At 71.8% G+C, this 15,550-nt stretch carries 13 protein-coding genes and 1 pseudogene; 8 read left to right on the top strand and 6 right to left on the bottom strand.

What is annotated here, in order from left to right; all coding sequences use genetic code 11:
- The first annotated feature begins 70 nt into the window (after positions 1 to 70).
- The 3 genes from D473_RS0100730 (at position 71) to D473_RS0100720 (ending at position 2,015) form a co-directional block, all read left to right on the top strand.
- Positions 71 to 943, top strand: coding sequence for a CPBP family intramembrane glutamic endopeptidase (locus D473_RS0100730; RefSeq protein ID WP_017607175.1), 873 nt, complete (start codon positions 71 to 73; stop codon positions 941 to 943).
- Between the two features lie 122 nt (positions 944 to 1,065).
- The gene (locus tag D473_RS28605) at positions 1,066 to 1,521 is read left to right on the top strand and encodes a hypothetical protein (RefSeq protein ID WP_017607174.1); all 456 of its coding nucleotides are present in this window, start codon (positions 1,066 to 1,068) and stop codon (positions 1,519 to 1,521) included.
- A 257-nt stretch (positions 1,522 to 1,778) separates the two neighbouring features.
- Entirely contained in the window at positions 1,779 to 2,015 is a 237-nt protein-coding gene (locus D473_RS0100720; protein ID WP_017607173.1) for a hypothetical protein, read from the top strand.
- A gap of 57 nt (positions 2,016 to 2,072) precedes the next feature.
- On the opposite strand, the gene D473_RS0100715 is transcribed toward D473_RS0100720, so the two are convergent.
- The 6 genes from D473_RS0100715 to D473_RS0100690 all read right to left on the bottom strand — a co-directional run bounded on the left by D473_RS0100715 (position 2,073) and on the right by D473_RS0100690 (position 9,171).
- A complete protein-coding gene (locus D473_RS0100715; RefSeq protein ID WP_017607172.1) occupies positions 2,073 to 2,876 on the bottom strand; it encodes an SAM-dependent methyltransferase in 804 nt (267 codons plus the stop codon).
- A 124-nt stretch (positions 2,877 to 3,000) separates the two neighbouring features.
- Positions 3,001 to 4,635, bottom strand: coding sequence for a DNA repair helicase XPB (locus D473_RS0100710; protein ID WP_017607171.1), 1,635 nt, complete (start codon positions 4,633 to 4,635; stop codon positions 3,001 to 3,003).
- 129 nt (positions 4,636 to 4,764) lie between these two features.
- Positions 4,765 to 5,175 carry a hypothetical protein gene (locus tag D473_RS27910; protein WP_017607170.1) on the bottom strand — a complete coding sequence of 137 codons (411 nt, stop codon included), beginning with the start codon at positions 5,173 to 5,175 and terminating at the stop codon, positions 4,765 to 4,767.
- A gap of 47 nt (positions 5,176 to 5,222) precedes the next feature.
- Positions 5,223 to 5,498, bottom strand: a complete 276-nt coding sequence (locus D473_RS0100700; protein WP_017607169.1) for a hypothetical protein — start codon at positions 5,496 to 5,498, stop codon at positions 5,223 to 5,225.
- Positions 5,499 to 5,897: 399 nt separating this feature from the next.
- Positions 5,898 to 6,530: a hypothetical protein gene (locus D473_RS28600; RefSeq protein WP_026126473.1), complete on the bottom strand. Its 633-nt coding sequence runs from the start codon at positions 6,528 to 6,530 to the stop codon at positions 5,898 to 5,900.
- A gap of 130 nt (positions 6,531 to 6,660) precedes the next feature.
- On the bottom strand, positions 6,661 to 9,171 hold the full coding sequence (locus D473_RS0100690; RefSeq protein ID WP_017607168.1) for a helicase-associated domain-containing protein: 2,511 nt from the start codon (positions 9,169 to 9,171) through the stop codon (positions 6,661 to 6,663).
- Positions 9,172 to 9,420: 249 nt separating this feature from the next.
- On the opposite strand from D473_RS0100690, the gene D473_RS23910 reads away from it, so the two are divergent.
- The 5 genes and pseudogenes from D473_RS23910 (at position 9,421) to D473_RS27405 (ending at position 15,528) form a co-directional block, all read left to right on the top strand.
- Positions 9,421 to 10,191, top strand: a complete 771-nt coding sequence (locus tag D473_RS23910) for a hypothetical protein (protein ID WP_033352421.1) — start codon at positions 9,421 to 9,423, stop codon at positions 10,189 to 10,191.
- Between the two features lie 466 nt (positions 10,192 to 10,657).
- Positions 10,658 to 11,041 carry a cold-shock protein gene (locus tag D473_RS0100680; protein ID WP_017607167.1) on the top strand — a complete coding sequence of 128 codons (384 nt, stop codon included), beginning with the start codon at positions 10,658 to 10,660 and terminating at the stop codon, positions 11,039 to 11,041.
- A 165-nt stretch (positions 11,042 to 11,206) separates the two neighbouring features.
- Positions 11,207 to 11,962 (top strand): DUF3027 domain-containing protein, encoded by a 756-nt coding sequence (locus tag D473_RS0100675; protein WP_017607166.1) that lies wholly within the window; start codon positions 11,207 to 11,209, stop codon positions 11,960 to 11,962.
- Between the two features lie 187 nt (positions 11,963 to 12,149).
- Positions 12,150 to 15,135, top strand: a pseudogene (locus tag D473_RS25395) (ATP-binding protein).
- 228 nt (positions 15,136 to 15,363) lie between these two features.
- Positions 15,364 to 15,528 carry a hypothetical protein gene (locus D473_RS27405; protein WP_017607164.1) on the top strand — a complete coding sequence of 55 codons (165 nt, stop codon included), beginning with the start codon at positions 15,364 to 15,366 and terminating at the stop codon, positions 15,526 to 15,528.
- The last annotated feature ends 22 nt before the right edge of the window (positions 15,529 to 15,550 follow it).

Here is a 15,550-nt window from a genome sequence, read left to right as displayed (position 1 = left end):
GGGCCGCACCGGGACGGAACCAGGGTGATTCCCCATGGTGGGGAGCGTGCCCGGCGATGAGAATGCCGGTATGAGCGATGACCCCGTCCGCGGCGCGGATGTGCCCCCCGGTCCGATCGAAGAGCCCCGTGTCGGCCTGCTCTGGCGAGTGGTCGTCGTGATGGCCGCTGCCATGGTGATCTGGTACGCCCTCCTGCCCCTGGTCCGTGAACCGTTCCCCGAGGACTCGCAGTTCGGCGCCGCCCGTTGGGCCACCGCCGTGTTCGTGACGGCGGCGGTGGTCCCGGTGCTCTGGGCGGTCCGCCGGTACCTGGACCGGAGGCCGTGGGACGGGTTGCGCCTGACCGGGTTCCGTGAGGGGTGGTGGCCCTTCCTGGTGGGGGCACTCTCGTGGGGGATCCCGGGGTTCGCGGGGCTCGGGGCCGCGCTCGCGCTCGGCTGGGTCGAACTCGTACCGCGCGCGGCCGTCCCGGAACTGGCGGGACACCTGGTGCTGCTGGCCGTGCTGGTGCTGTTGTACGAGGCGTTGCCGGAGGAGCTGATCTTCCGCGGCTACTTGTTCCGCAACCTCAACACCGCCATGGCGGCCTGGCTCGCGGTGGTGGCGCAGGCGGCGCTGTTCGCACTGTTCGGGGCCACCCTCTGGGTGCTCTCCACCGGGTGGGAGGTCCTCGGTGAACGGGTCGTCCTGTTCTTCTCCATAGGGATCGTCATCGGGTGCCTGCGTGTGGTCACCGGCAACGTGTGGACCTGCATCGGTTTCCACGTGGTGTTCCAGGTGACCGCACAAGCGGTGCTCGGCGGTCAGTTGTTCCAGGTGCGAGGGGACGAGGGCGGATTCGTGCTCGCTCTGGCGGGCCCGTTCGTGTTCGGGGTGCTCGTGGCGATCCTGCTGTCCCGTCGGGATGGGAACTGGCGGGAGCGGGTGCCCGACTCCGTCTAGCGGACGGTGCCTTCGGCATGCCGGAGGGGCGTCGAGACCCTCCTGGAGGTCACCGGGCAGGCCGTGCAGCCCTGCCCCAACTACGGGATCGACTCCGGGGCGGCCGGCGACGGGAGGCGACGGTGAGTGAGGCCTGCGGGTGCGGGGACGGCACCGACGACCGCACTGAGGAGGAGAGCGGACCCGCCCGCCTGTGGCACGTGGGCGAGATCCGGTTCGCAGCTGTCGCGGCCGTGCTCTGGGCCGCCGGGTACGGGACCGGCTGGGCCGGCGGCCCCGAGTGGGGTGTGCTGCTCGGGCAGACCGGCGCGTTGGCCGTGGCCGGGTGGACCTTCGTCCCCTCCACCCTGCGGCGCCCGGCCCGGGGCAGGATCGGTGTCGGCACCCTCATGACCGTCGCCGCAGTGGGCGCGGTCCTGCTCGGCCACGGCCTCTTCCCCGGCGACGAACAGGGAACACAGCCGCAGGACGCGTGTGCGCGACTCCTCGTCGAGTCCGTGCCAGGCCTCGGCGTCCTGGGCCGGGTCGATGCCGGCGGGGTCCCGTCCGCGCTTGTCGCCCTTGGTGAAGAGCCGTAGCGGCGGGGTTTCCCAGTTCAGGCCGCCCTCTCGCAGCGAGTGGAAACGGGTGCGTTGCCGGGTGCCGACCATGGGAAGGCCTCCGGGGGCAGGTGAACCGACCCTCATGCTTGGACACGAGCGGCACATGTGTAAAGATCTGTCGGGGAGGAACTCGGACAAGCGGGATACGGCCGTCTCCGCCGACGATGGAGCCTCGCCGAAAAGGTACGGTCGGGGAGTACACTCCACGCCGAACGAACCGATCGGGGGACGACGTGTTCTGTGGTGATCCCGGGAGCTCCGGTTACGCCTCGTGCGCCGCCCAGACCCAGATCTTCGCGCTGGCCTCGGTGATTCCCGCGCTGCTCGGCCTCGCCCTCCTGGTGACCGCCTTCACAGCCCCTTCGGTCCGCGGCGACCGGCTCCTGCGCTCCCGCACGCTCACCTACTCGCTCATCGCGTGGGGCATCGCGGCGGGAACCTACGTCGTGGGTGTCCTGCCGTCGGTCTGACCCCGAAAACCTCCGGCACCCACCCCGGACACCGGTCCGGGGCCGGCCCGGCACGGCTCACCGCTTGCGCGCCAGCCCGCAGTACTGGGGCAGATCGCGTACCTCGCCGACCTCCACCGCTTCCGGACGCCACTTGGTCACCGAGACCACACCCGGGTCGATCAGCTCCAGGCCTTCGAAGAACCGCGTGAAGTCCTCCACCGAACGCGGCACGTAGGGCAGGGTCACCCCGTCCTCCCAGATCTTCGTGAACTCCGCGATCTCCTCGGGGTCCAGTTCCGCCGCGTCCGACAGCACCCCGTCGCACACCCCGACGAAACTCCCCGCCGGCAGCGCGTCCACGTAGGCGTGCACCAGTCCCAGCGCCTCCTCCAGGTCGGGGAAGTGCCCCATGATGCCCATGAGCATCAGCGCGACCGGCTGCTGGAAGTCCAGGACCCCGCGCGCCTCCGCCAGGACCGACTCGGTGTCGCGCAGGTCGGAATCGACGAACGCGGTGCGTCCTTCACCGGTCCCGGTCAGCAGCGCACGCGCGTGCGCCAGCACCAGCGGGTCGTTGTCGACGTAGACCACACGGCTGTCCCGGGCCAATCCTTGGGCCACTTCGTGGGTGTTGTCGGCGGTGGGCAGGCCTGCACCGATGTCCAGGAACTGGCGTACGCCCTCCTGCTCCACCAGGTGCGTGACGCTGCGGCGCAGGAACGCCCGGTCACCGAGGGCGGCTTCGACGACCTGGGGGAACAGTTCCCGGAGCCGGTCGCCCACCTCGCGGTCGGGCGGATAATTGTCTTTACCTCCGAGCCAGTAGTTCCAGACCCGGGCGGTGTGAGCGACGGACGTGTCGATGGGGGTGTCCGGCATGGGTCCTCTCAGACGCGGGGCGGGTTCTCGATGGCTGGCATTGTCCTGCCTCGCGAACCCTCGCCACAACCCCGAACCCCGCTGTCACAGGGGTTCGGCCGCTTCGAGGGGAACCGGAACCCGCTCAGGCCAGCAGCTCGGCCGCGTCCGTGATCTGGTACGCGTACCCCTGCTCGGCCAGGAACCGCTGCCGGTGGGCCGCGTAGTCCTGGTCCAGGGTGTCGCGGGCGACGACGGCGTAGAACCGCGCGCTGCCTCCGTCGGCCTTCGGGCGCAGCACCCGGCCCAAGCGCTGGGCCTCCTCCTGGCGCGACCCGAACGAGCCCGACACCTGTACCGCCACCCCGGCCTCGGGGAGGTCGATGGAGAAGTTCGCGACCTTGGACACCACGAGGGTCCGCAGCTCACCGGACCGGAACGCGTCGTAGAGCCGTTCCCGTTCCTTGTTGCGCGTATCGCCCTTGATCACCGGCGCGCCCAGGGTCTCACCGAGCTCGTCCAACTGGTCGATGAAGGAACCGATGACCAGGACCTGCTCCTCCGCATGGCGTTCCACGAGGGCGTCCACGACCCGGTTCTTGGCGTCGGTGGAGGCACAGAACCGGTAGCGGTCCTCGGGTTCGGCGGTCGCGTAGGCCATGCGCTCGGCGTCGGACAGGTCGACCCGCACCTCGACACAGTCGGCCGGGGCGATCCACCCCTGGTTCTCCATGTCCTTCCACGGGGCGTCGAAGCGCTTGGGGCCGATGAGGGAGAACACGTCACCCTCGCGGCCGTCCTCGCGCACCAGGGTGGCGGTCAGCCCGAGCCGCCGGCGTGCCTGCAGGTCCGCAGTCATCCGGAAGATCGGGGCGGGCAGCAGGTGCACCTCGTCGTAGACGACCAGGCCCCAGTCCCGTGCCTCGAACAGCTCCAGGTGCGTGTGGACACCCTTCTTGCGGGCCGCCATGACCTGGTACGTGGCGATGGTGACGGGGCGGATCTCCTTGCGGCTGCCCGAGTACTCGCCGATCTCGTCCTCGGTGAGGGAGGTGCGGCGCAACAGCTCGGCCTTCCACTGGTGCACCGAGATGGTGTTGGTGACCAGGATCAGCGTCGTGGCCCCGGTCATCGCCATCGCTGCGGCGCCCACGATGGTCTTGCCCGCGCCGCACGGCAGCACGACCACCCCCGAGCCCCCGGCCTGGAAGCTCTCGGCGGCCTCGCGCTGGTAGGGGCGCAGCTCCCAGCCGTCCTCGGCCAGGTCGATCTCGTGGGCCTCGCCGTCGACGTACCCGGCGAGGTCCTCGGCCGGCCAACCGATCTTGAGCAGGGCCTGCTTGAGGTTTCCGCGCTCACTGGGGTGCACGGCGACGGTGTCGTCGTCGATGCGCTCGCCCAGCATGCCCCTGAGCTTCTTGGCGCGCACGACCTCTTCCAGGACGGCCCGGTCGCTGGAGCGCAGTACCAGGCCGTGGGCGGGGTCGCCGTCGAGGGTGAGGCGGCCGTAGCGGTCCATGGTCTCGGAGATGTCCACCAGGAGGCCCTGGGGCACCGGGAACCGCGAGAAGCCCATGAGCGCGTCCACGGCCTGCTCCGCGTCGTGCCCGGCGGCGCGCGCGTTCCACAGGGCCAACGGGGTGATCCGGTAGGTGTGCACGTGTTCGGGTGCACGCTCGAGCTCGGCGAAGGGAGCGATGGCGCGGCGGCATTCGGCGGCCGACTCGTGGTCGACCTCGAGGAGGAGGGTTTTGTCGGACTGGACGATCAGGCAGGACACACGGGACCTTCACTCTCGTCGACGGCATGTGGGGAGGACCCCACGTGCAACACCTGTGCTGCTCCGATCATGCCCGCCGGCCGGGAGCGGTGGGGCACACTCCTGTGCCGTGCACGGCGGGCCCGGCCGTCAGACGTCGAGGACGATCGCGGTGGTGATGAGCCCGGCGAGGACGGCGAAGATGCCGAGGTGGATCCCGTTGGAGATCCAGGCGTAGCGGCGGAACTTGCCGTGCCGATCCGGGTCGCGGCTGCGCTCCGACAGGGCGATCCCTGCCATGACCGTGCCGATGAGCGGGGTGATGTTGCCCATGCACATGGGGACCAGCAGGACGCTGATGACCAGCGCGGTGATCGTGCTGCCCGCCGGCGGCTGGTGCTCGGGCCGAACGTAGGTATAGGGGTATGGAGTCGGCGGCGGGCCGTGGCCCGGGTAGTACGCGCCGCCGTGGGGCGGCTGCGGACCGTAGGGCGGGACCCCGCCCGGAGGAGGTCCGTACGGAGGCTGCTGGGCGCCGTAGTGGGGATGGGGGTCGGACATCGGGGCTCCATGGAACGGTCGGGGGACGGCGCCGTGCACAGGCGGATTCAGCCGCCGAACAGCATCATCATGATGAACAGCACGGCGAGTGGGACGGCGAAGATCACCGACAGCGCGATGTAGGCGAAGTTGCACGCCCAGGTGTAGCGGATGAACCGCTCGACCTCGGAGGTGTTCGGGATCTTCGTCAGCGCGGTCACTGCGAAGGCGACACCGGGAACGTTGGCCACCAGTACGTAGAACCAGAGTCCCATGGTGAGGCCGAGCAACGGGACCGTCCAGGTCAAAAAGGCCACGACCAGTGCCGCGACCGCACCGCCCACCCGTGGCGGCGGGCCTGACGGCGGAGGGCTGCCCGGTGGGAGTTCCGTGGCACCCGGGGCCGGGTGTGCAGCGTGGGGCGCGGCCGGGGCCATGTGTGCGCTCGCGGAGGACCCCGGAGTGGGAGGCGCTCCACCGTGAGGGCCCGGGCCGCTGGAGGGACCCGGGGCCGGTGAAGGGTCCTGGAAGCTCTGCGGGGACGGCGGTCCGGTCTCGTGCAGGCCTTCGGACGGGCGCAGGACCGGGTTGGGGTCCCGCTCCCAGAAATCCCGTGGGCCTCTGCTGTTCACCGGTATCCGCTTCCTCCTCTTTGTCACGTACTGTCGCGATACCCATTCTCCATGGTGGGACGCAGGTGCGACGGCAAGGGTTCGTGACCCGGGCGCGCCGGTCGGCCCGGATCAGTACGGTACGAGGCCGGTGATCTCCTGGAGCCAGGAACCCGTCTGGGTGAAGGCCACGAACGTCAGCACGAACATCACGAAGACCATGACCCCTGCCGCACCCAGGCAGTACCAGGAGTAGCGGGTCAGGGTCTCGGCCTTGACCGGCATGCTGCGGTCACGCGCATGACCGGCCCGGACCGCGAAGACGATGCCGGCGACGCCGAACAGCCAGTTGAAACAGCACAGGACCGTGATGGCGTGCAGGATCATCGCGGTGGTGGCGCTGCTGGCCCCGCCCCCGGCCAGGGGCGCACCGGAGCTGCTCGAGGAATCGCGGTCGGACCCGCGGTCGCGGTCCTGCTCCTGCTGCTCCGGTTCGCGTTCGGGCGCACGCCGGGGTTCCTGGCGCTGCTCGCGCCGCGGCTCGTGCCGGGGTCCCTGCCGTGGCTCGGAAGGATCTTCCCGGACCCGGTCACGTTGCGCTGCCTGAGGGGTTTCCCGGGGTTGCTCGGGTCGTGGCCCGGGCGCGGGGGCACCGGTACGTTCCGGGGGCGGTGCTCCGCCGGGCGCAGGACGGGGACCTCGGTCCCGGTCGTCGCCGGGGTCGCGGGGGGACGATGCCCCTGGGGGCAGCGGTGGGTTGCTCATCGGGGTCTCTCTCGCACGGTGAGGCTCGACCTGGCGTGCCCCGCCGGAGAGGAGCACGCGTGAGTCACTGTACGGCGTGCCAACCGTGGGAACCCGGCCACACGGGCATCTCAGGCACCCCGGCAGCGGGTCAGGTGCCGGGGTCGGCGAGCTCCGCCACCGCCGAGATCCGGTGCACCGCGAACCGGTGCACGGCGCCCCGCGTCGCGTCGTAGGCGGTGACGAACCCGCCGTCGACCGACGTCGGGTGCACGATCCGGCTCACCTGGCGCCCGTCGGTGTCCGTGTATCCGATCCAGACCCGGCGCTCGTCCCGTGCCGCGTCCGAGAGCGCCGCCATGACCGCGGCGGCCCGTGAGCCCGGAGGCCCGTCCGTGGGCAACGGCACCGGACGGCGCGCGATCGTGGACGCCTCGTCCCCGGCCCGCAGCGCTCGCACGGTCGCGTGGATCGCCTCCGCGGAGGCCTCCCGGTCGGGTGCCTCGGGGAACTCCACCGGGTCCGCCCGCCGCACCTCCGGACGGTCCAGGTTCATCGCCCCGTCACCACTCTCCGGGACCGGGTGGTACCCCAGCTGCCGCAACCGTTCCACCAGCGTCGCCCGGTTCTCCCGGCTCGCCACGACGGTGGGTGCGAGCCGGATCAGCCCGAGCCCGTCCGCGCGCCGGTCGTTGAGCAGCTCCTCCAACAGGGAGGGCTCGTCGCAGCGCAGGTAACTGGACGCGGTCCCGGCCCGAAGCCGGCCGTGCCGCCGTCCCACGTCCGAGACCAAGTACCGCAGGGCCTGGGGCAGCGGGGTCCGTGAGTGGCGTTCCAGCAGGTCGGTGATGTCGGCGACGCCCCGTCCGGCGTCCAGCCCCCGGCGGATCGAGTCCTCGGTGAACCGGTAGACGGTGGCTCCGCCGGTGGACTCCACCTCGGCGACCAGGGCGAGTTCACGGGCGAGGCCGGCTACGAGCGGCCCGGGGGCCACGGCGGTCATGTCGCCCTGCACGAGGATGTGGTCCAGGGGTTGGGGCAGCTCCCCGGCGAGCTCTCGGGCCGCACCGTCGGGGTCTCCGGCCAGCAGCGGACGGGTGTGCCCGGCCAAGGCCCCGAACGCGGTCAGGCCGAGCACCGAGGCCTCGGTCCGTGCGGCCTCCACGAGCTCGGTGTGCACCGACGACTCCCGGCGCGGGTGGCGCCAGGCCATCCGTTCGGCCAGGGACACGTCGGAGGGAACCAATCCGGGCTCGGCCTCGGCCAGCGTGTTGAGCAGGTCCCGGCGGGCCTGGGGCGCACCCGGCCGGGCCATCCCCGGGCCCAGCGCGTTCCGGACCCTTCCGCCGGAGTCCCTGGACCCGGTCAGGGAAGCCACCCGGTCGGTGCCGATCCAGGCCAGGGCCAGCCGCAGCCACCGCTTCTCCGGGGGGCTCTGCCGCCACAGGTCGTACTCGCGGGTGGGCAGCCACTCCCCGGCCAGGCGGTCGTCGGTGCCCACCAGGCCGGCGGCTTGCGCGGTCTCCACCAGGAGCGCGGCCTCGGACTCGTCGACCTCCATCGTCTGTGCGGCCCGCCGCAGGTCGCGTACGCCCAGGCCGCCGTTGCGCAGCACACCGGGCGGGTCCTGGGCCCAGTGCTCCAGCAGTTCCTCGACCGCCCGCAGCGCCGTGAAGGCTTGCCCGGCGGCGGTACGCGAGACCGTTCCGGCGGAGCGCTCCCGGCCCTCGAACGCCGGCGGTTCGGCCGAGAGCTCCCGGAAGAGTGCGCCCTCCCGCAGGTGCAGACCGACCTCGCGCGGCAGGGTGAGGGTGTCGTCGCCGGTGGGGAGCAGCAGCGCCCGCGCCATGAGGCTCTCCACGGGCGAACCCGCGGTGGCCAGATCGACTGCGCGGCGGGCGTCGGTGACGGTGCCGTTGGGCGGGCCCCAGGCCATCCCCTCCAGCAGGCGGTGTGCGCGTTCACCCACCTGGTCGAGGAGTTCCGCGACCCGTGCGGGGTCCGACAGCAGCATGGCGAGGCTCTCCACCGGGGTGGACGCGGTGCTGCCGGGCGCGAGTTCGTCGGTCAGGCGCTGGACGGAGGCGTGTGGCAGGGCCGCCAGCAGAGGACGCGAGGGCGGGCCGAGCTGTGCGGGGTGGGGGAGGAGTTCGCGGAGCACCTGGACGGGACGTATACGGTCGCGGTCCGGCCAGACCAGGGCGAGGCGGAGCAGTTCCCCGAGGGCGCGGTCCAAGCCGCCCGTTCCGCCGGAGGTGTCCCCGGAGGACGGGTGACGGGCGGCGGCCGGGCCCGGTCCGGGGCCGGCCGCCGGGGTCAGGCGCAGAGCTCCGGCGAGCTCGGCGGCGGTCACACCCACGGGTTCGGACATCCGGTCGTCACCCAGGGCCACGACGGCCTCCAGGACGGCCAGGGTGAACCGGTCCAGGCGTTCCAGCACCCGCAGGACGGCGTTGCGGGTGGTGGCGCGGCCGGCGAGGGCGCCGATGTCGGAGGGCACCGGGCGGGTCAGGTCCGGGCGCGCGCTCAGCAACGCGGTGAGTTCCTCGTCGGAGCGGCTGCGCAACCAGCCCGTGAACGTCGGCGGCCTGCGCCGGGGCGCATCCGAGCGGTCGGCGGACGGCTCGGGGGCGGATCCCTCGGCGGTCGGGTTCTCGGTCATCGTTCCCACGCTATGGCCTGTTCGGTGGGTTCTCCTCCACCCCGTCGGCCGTCACCGCCCGCCGGGAACGCCTTCTGCGCGGCCCCGTTCGCTCACGGACACCTGTTGGTGCGGTACCGGTCGGCGTGACGGAAGGCATACACCGCATGCTCCCTGGTGGTCCGGCTCGGGGAGGGGTGCCGCCTCAACGGTGGCCGAAATCCGCAAGGAGGGGTTAAAAGCCGGATGGTTCTCGGCCACCATGGGCCCATGAACCAGCGCTCGGAACAATTGGTACTCGACTACTTGTCCGAGGTCGGGCTGGCGTCGTACGGACACTTGACCGCGAAGGAACGCACGGCCTTCCTGGCAGAGCTGCGATCGAAGATCGACGAGCGGCGCAGGGCGGCCCCGGACGACCACGTGGACACGGTACGCGGGATCCTGCGCGGGTTCGGCAGCGCCGAGGACGTGGTGGAGCGCGAGTGCGGCGGACGCAACCTCGACCTGGAGGACAACGAACTCATCCCCGATCGTCCCCAGCACGCGAACCGGCCGCCGCCGCCCTGGCGGGGCGGGCCGAGCATGGGCCTGATGGGTCTGCTGGAGGGACCCGGCCAGACCGACACGGACGTGCGCCGAAAGGCGAGGACCAAGAGCACCGGAACCCTGCGGGGGATAGCTCTGGTCGTGCGCACCCACCCGGCCGAGGCCGCGGCACTGGGGCTGATGCTGCTGACCGTCCCCTGGTGGATGGACCTGGCCTTCGTGTGGGTCCTGGCCGCCGTGCTCGTCGCCCTGAGCCAGGTGTGGAACGGGCGCGACACGTGGATCGGTATCGGTCTCCCGCTGCTCGCCTGTGTGTTCGGGATGGCCCTGTGGACCGGCGATGCCCGTTACATCGACGAGTACGTCCTGGAATCGCTGACCGCCACGGGCGTGGTCGGTCTGGGGCTGGCCAACCTCGTCTGTGTGCTCTACCTCTTCCCGCGGGTACTTCGTGCGGCCCGACGGAAGGAGGCAGTGGTCCGAACCGTGTGATCGTCCGGGGCTCGCTGGGTCACCGGTTGGCAAATGCTCGGAATAACCTTTTCCGGCCAGGCCGTTACGACGCGTCCGGGGACGCTGTTTCGGGTACCCATGTCAGTACACGGCCTTTTTCGTTGGGCCGCGGCGGTAACGGTGCCCCAGCCCGCCAGCATGGGCGCCGACCGCGTCGAGACGGACCCCGGTTTCCGCCGAGTCCCGTCCCATTACTCCGCACCCAGCGGTGAGCGGGGCCGTCGTCGACCCGAGGCCCGGATGATCCGCATCCGGGCCTCGTTCCCATGCCCAGGGGCGTCCACAGAGGAATTATGTTCTCGCGCCCGGATACCCCCTGCCGGTAGCCTGGGAGAGTACTCACGGAAACCAGAGGGACCGCCCAGGGAACGAACGGGAACGCCGCGGTCGGGCGCCCCGGGTTTCGGTCCTGAGGTTCCCGATATTGAAAGCATGAGGTCACCCAGTGCCCACCGGCAAGGTCAAGTGGTACGACGGAGACAAGGGTTTCGGTTTCCTCACGCGCGACGACGGCGGTGAGGTGTTCGTGCATTCCTCCTCCCTGCCCGCCGGAACCACCGCGCTGCGCACGGGACAGCGTGTGGAGTTCGGCGTGGCCGAGGGACGCAAGGGCGCCCAGGCGCTCCAGGTGAAGCTGCTGGACTCCCAACACTCGGTGGTCGAGGCCCGTCGGAAGAAACCCGATGAGATGGTCGTCATCACCGAGGATCTCATCAAGCTCCTGGAGGGCCTCTCCAGCGGCTACCGCAAGGGGCGCCGACCCGATCGCCGGGAGGCGGCCAAGGTCGCGTCCGTGCTGCGTGTGGTCGCCGACGAGCTCGACGTCTGAGGCCGCGGGGTCGGGTACGACACGCCGTTCGTGCCCGACCCGTGACCCGGAACTGACTGATTCGGACCGCCGAATTGGTCAGATCGGTGCTCACCATCAGTGAGAATGGAAAACGTGAGCCCTTCTCGACGTTCTCCTGTACCGGACAAGGCATGTATCGAGGCGGTGGATCTCGCCCGCTCGGTGGCCGCCGAGATCGGGCGACCCGAGTGGGTGGGTGAGCTTCTCACCCCCCAGGTCGAGGACACGCGCCTGGTCACGCACTACTTCACGTGCCTGGACCCCGCATACCCGGGGTGGAACTACGCCGTCACCGTGGTCCGCGCCGCGCGCGCGAAGAGGGTCACGGTCAACGAGGTGGTCCTCCTGCCGGGCAAGGGTGCTCTGACCGCGCCCGAGTGGGTCCCGTGGAAGGACCGCCTGCGCCCCGGCGACGTCGGGGCCGGCGACCTGTTGCCCACGGAGGAAGGCGACATGCGCCTGATGCCCGGCTACGCCCAGGTCCCCGAGACCGATCTCGAGGCCGAGGGTGTGGACCAGCAGATGATCTGGGAGCTGGGTCTGGGGCGCAGCCACGTCCTCTCGGAGCTCGGCCGCGAGCGGGCCGCCCAGCGGTGGTACGAGGGTGATGCAGGCCCGCGCACCCCGGTCGCCGACCAGGCCCCGGCCCCGTGCGCGACCTGTGGTTTCCTCACCCCGCTCGCTGGTGAGCTGCGCAAGATGTTCGGTGTGTGCACGAACGAGTACGCGCCCGACGACGGCCGGGTCGTGTCCCTCGACCACGGTTGCGGAGCACACTCGGAGGTGCGCGCACCCGAGTCGCAGAACGAGCCGGTAGCGCCGGTCATCGACGAGATGGGGTACGACCACATCATCTTCGACGACACCACCGAGCTGGAGCTGGTTTCCGCCGACTCCTGACCGACCGACGCCCCGGCGTGCGGCGCACGCCGGGGCGTCGTCATGTCCGGGGACAACCAGCGGCCCCGGGGCCGCAGAGGCGGGCGCGTGGCGCGGCACACCCGCTCCGGGCATGTCTTAGGCTCGTTCTACCGCGTGCGCCCCGCCGCGGACGGTCCCTGTGTCCCCAGCGCGCGAGGAGTCCACTATGGCCGAGTCCGCGGTCGCTGCGGCGACCGACCCCTTCCACACCGCCGAACTGCGTCGGCGTGTGCTCGCGGCCTGGGCGGACGCCCCTGCCCGGTTCCGGGAGGACGCCAACGCCGAGGAGGACTTCGCGCTCGGCGGTTACCGCGACCGTGTCGTCGTGGAACTGGCACAGAACGCCGCCGACGCCGCCCTCCGGTCCGGTCGGCCCGGCCACCTGTTCCTGGAACTGAGCGAGGACCGCCTCACCGCCGCGAACACCGGTTCCCCGATCACCGCCGACGGCGTGGAGTCCCTGTCGACNAGGGTTCTCCGCCGTGGCCGCCCTGAGCGACGACGTCACCGTGGCCTCCTCCACCGGTGCGGTGCGCTTCTCCGGAGCGAGCGCGGGCGGGGCCGTGGCCGACCTGCTCGCCGCCGACGGAACCCACGAGGAACTCGCCCTGGAGGTGGAACGCCGCTCCGGGCACGTACCCATGCTGCGCCTGCCCTTCCCCGCCGAGAACACGAGCGTCCCCGAGGGCTATGACACCGCGGTCACCCTCGTGCTGCGCGACGAGGACTCCGCCCAGCGCGTGCGCGAACTCCTCGACCGCACCGGCGAGGCGCTGCTGCTCGCGCTCGACGGCCTCGCCGAGGTCCGTGTGCGTGTGGACGGTGCCGAGCACGTCCTCACCCGGGACGAGGGCGGCGCGGCCGACCTGAGGACCACCAACCGCAGCGCGTACGGCGAACGCACCACCGCCTGGCGCCTGCTCTCCCGCTCGGGCCGCTTCTCCTCGGAGGCCCTCTCCGACCGTCCGGCCGAGGAACGCGAACGCAGCGCGTGGCAGCTCACCTGGGCGGTCCCCGTCGACGCCGAGGGCCGGGTCGCGCCGATGCCCTCCGACGTCGAACCGGTCGTGCACGCCCCGACCCCCACCGACACCGCCCTCGACCTGCCCGCGGTCCTGATCGGCACGTTCCCGCTCAGCACCGACCGCCGCGGTGTCCAGGCCGGCACCGTCACCGACCTCCTGCTCATGGAGGCCGCCAACGCCTACTGCGCGCTCCTGCGCCGCTTCGACGCCCGGTCCGCCCTGGATCTGGTGCCCGGGGCCAAGGTGGCCGGGGGCGCCGTCGACGCGGTGTTTCGGACCCGGGTCGCCGAACCGCTGCAGGACACCCCGTTCCTGGTCACCGAGGCGGGCATGCCCGCCGCCCCGCGCGATGCCGTACTCCTCGACACCGGCGGGGGAGCCGAAGGGGCGGCCGAGAAGTTGGCCGAGCTGATCCCGCAGGTCCTGCCCGGGGCGTGGAACCCCCGCCACCCGGCGTTCACCGCGCTCAAGGTGCGGCGTCTGGGCCTGGCCGAACTCGCCGACCTGCTCTCCGACACCGACCGGCCCCCGAGCTGGTGGTCCGACCTGTACGCGACCCTGTCCACCGCCGACACCACCGACCTGGGCGCTCTTCCCGTGCCGCTGGTCGACGGCCGGCTCGTGCGCGGGCCGCGTTCCCTGCTCATGCCCACCGGGGACTGGCGGCCCACGGACTCCGAGGCGCTCGGTGTGCGTGTGGTCCACCCCGAGGCCGCCCACGCGCTCCTGCTGCGCCTGGGTGCCGTCGAGGCCACCGCCGCGACCGTTCTCGCCGACCCGCGTACCGAGGCGGCCGTGCGCGACTCCCTCGACGCCGAGGACCCCGACCCGGTCGCCGATGCCGTCCTGGCACTGGCCTCCGCCTCCGGGAGCAGTACCGACGACCTGCCGTGGCTCTCGGAACTGGCCTTGCGCGACGACGAGGACGGCTACTCCGTGGCCGGGGAACTCCTCGTGCCCGGAGCACCCCTGGCCGACCTGCTGGCCGCCGACGCACCTTTCGGGACCGTGCACCAGGACCTCGTCGACCGCCACGGAACCGACGTGCTGCGGGCGGTCGGCGCGTTGTGGGAGTTCACCCTCGTGCGCGCCGAGGAGGTCGCGCTCGGCGAGGACATCACCGACGACTTCGACGGCGACGGGATCGAGGACTGGGCCGAGGACGTGATCGAGCGTGCCGGCGATCCCGAGCTGCCCCCGGTCGTGCCCGAGCTGGTCTGTGTCGCCGACCTCGACTGCGTGGCCGAGGACCGGTGGCCGCAGGCGCTCGCCATGCTCGCCGAAGGACCGTTGCGTGAGGCGGTGACCGCGCCCACCCGTGTGCTCCTGCCCGACGGCCGGGTCCAGGACGTGCCTTCCTACACGGCCTGGTGGCTGCGTTCCCGGGCCCGCCTCGGCGGCCGTGCCCCCGTCGAACTGCGTGCCGGTGACGCCGAAGCCGCCCTGGCCGGTCTCTACGACGAGGCGCCCGCCACCGTGGACCGCGAATTCGCGCGGGCCCTGGGTGTGCGGACCACCGTCGCCGACCTGCTCACCGACCCCGGCGGGCCCGACGACCTGCTCAGCCGCCTGGCCGACCCCGAACGGCACGTGGGGCGCGGCACCCTCCACAGCCTGTGGACGGCGATGGCCGAGGTCGACCCCGACACGGTCTCCCCGCCCACCCGCGTGCGCGCGCTACGGGAGGGCTCCATCGTGGTCGCCGACGCCGAGGACACCGTCGTCGTGGACTCCCCCGACCTGCTGCCGCTCCTGGACGGGCCCCTGGTCATCGCCTCCGCCGCCCTCGCGGAGCGCCTGGCCGACGTGCTCGACCTCGACCTGGCGAGCGAGACCGTGACCGGGCGGGTGGGCTCGGCGGGCCGGATCCGGCCGGTCCCGGACGAGGCGGAGCTGTTCCTGGACCCGGCCGACCGCACCTACCTGCACCACCAGTCCCTGACGGTGGACGGCACCCGACTCGACTGGTACGTCGGCGACGACGCCGTGCACGCGGCCAATACCGACGGGCTCGCCCGCGCCCTGTGCTGGCGGGCCGGAGCCTGGTCCCGCCGCCATCTGCTCGCGGCGGCGCTGCGCGACCCGTCGGCGGTCGCCCGGCTGCTGGCCGAGGCCGACCTGGACTGAGGAGCGGGCGTACAGGGGGAGAGAGCGGACGCCGTTGCGGGTATGTTCCCTCTCCCCTCGTCGATGACTGGATTCCCCATGCACCGGTCGGCCCCTTCCCCTCTCCGCGTCCTGGCCCCCGCGGCAGTCCTGTTCGGGCCCCTCGCCTGCACCCCGCCGAACCGTTCCCGTCCGGGAGCGAGGCGGAGGTGTCCCTTCTCCCACCTGGAACAGTCCGCGGAGTGCACGGTGGTGTTGCCGGAGGGTCTGGCCGAGATCGGTACCGGTGAGACCCGGCTGGTGGCGCTGGAGCGCGACCGCGAGGTCGAGACCTCGGCCCTGGCACCGCACGTGGTCGTGGGCGGGGAGGACACCGGGACCGCACGCGGCCGAGTGGTGCTCAGCGGCGTCTGACGTTCGGTGACGACCCTGTGGG

The organism is Nocardiopsis xinjiangensis YIM 90004 (assembly GCF_000341145.1).
Lineage (GTDB): Bacteria > Actinomycetota > Actinomycetes > Streptosporangiales > Streptosporangiaceae > Nocardiopsis > Nocardiopsis xinjiangensis.
The sequence above is the reverse complement of the archived record's forward strand: the minus strand, read 5'-3'. Positions and strand labels throughout refer to the sequence as shown.

What these genes read in the sequence shown, in the direction of transcription:
- D473_RS27910 (WP_017607170.1), bottom strand. Translation starts at nt 5,175, where the DNA reads ATGTCCGACCCCCATCCCCACTACGGCGCCCAGCAGCCTCCGTACGGA.
- D473_RS0100690 (WP_017607168.1), bottom strand. Translation starts at nt 9,171, where the DNA reads ATGACCGAGAACCCGACCGCCGAGGGATCCGCCCCCGAGCCGTCCGCC.
- D473_RS23910 (WP_033352421.1), top strand. Translation starts at nt 9,421, where the DNA reads ATGAACCAGCGCTCGGAACAATTGGTACTCGACTACTTGTCCGAGGTC.
- D473_RS0100715 (WP_017607172.1), bottom strand. Translation starts at nt 2,876, where the DNA reads ATGCCGGACACCCCCATCGACACGTCCGTCGCTCACACCGCCCGGGTC.
- D473_RS28600 (WP_026126473.1), bottom strand. Translation starts at nt 6,530, where the DNA reads ATGAGCAACCCACCGCTGCCCCCAGGGGCATCGTCCCCCCGCGACCCC.
- D473_RS0100730 (WP_017607175.1), top strand. Translation starts at nt 71, where the DNA reads ATGAGCGATGACCCCGTCCGCGGCGCGGATGTGCCCCCCGGTCCGATC.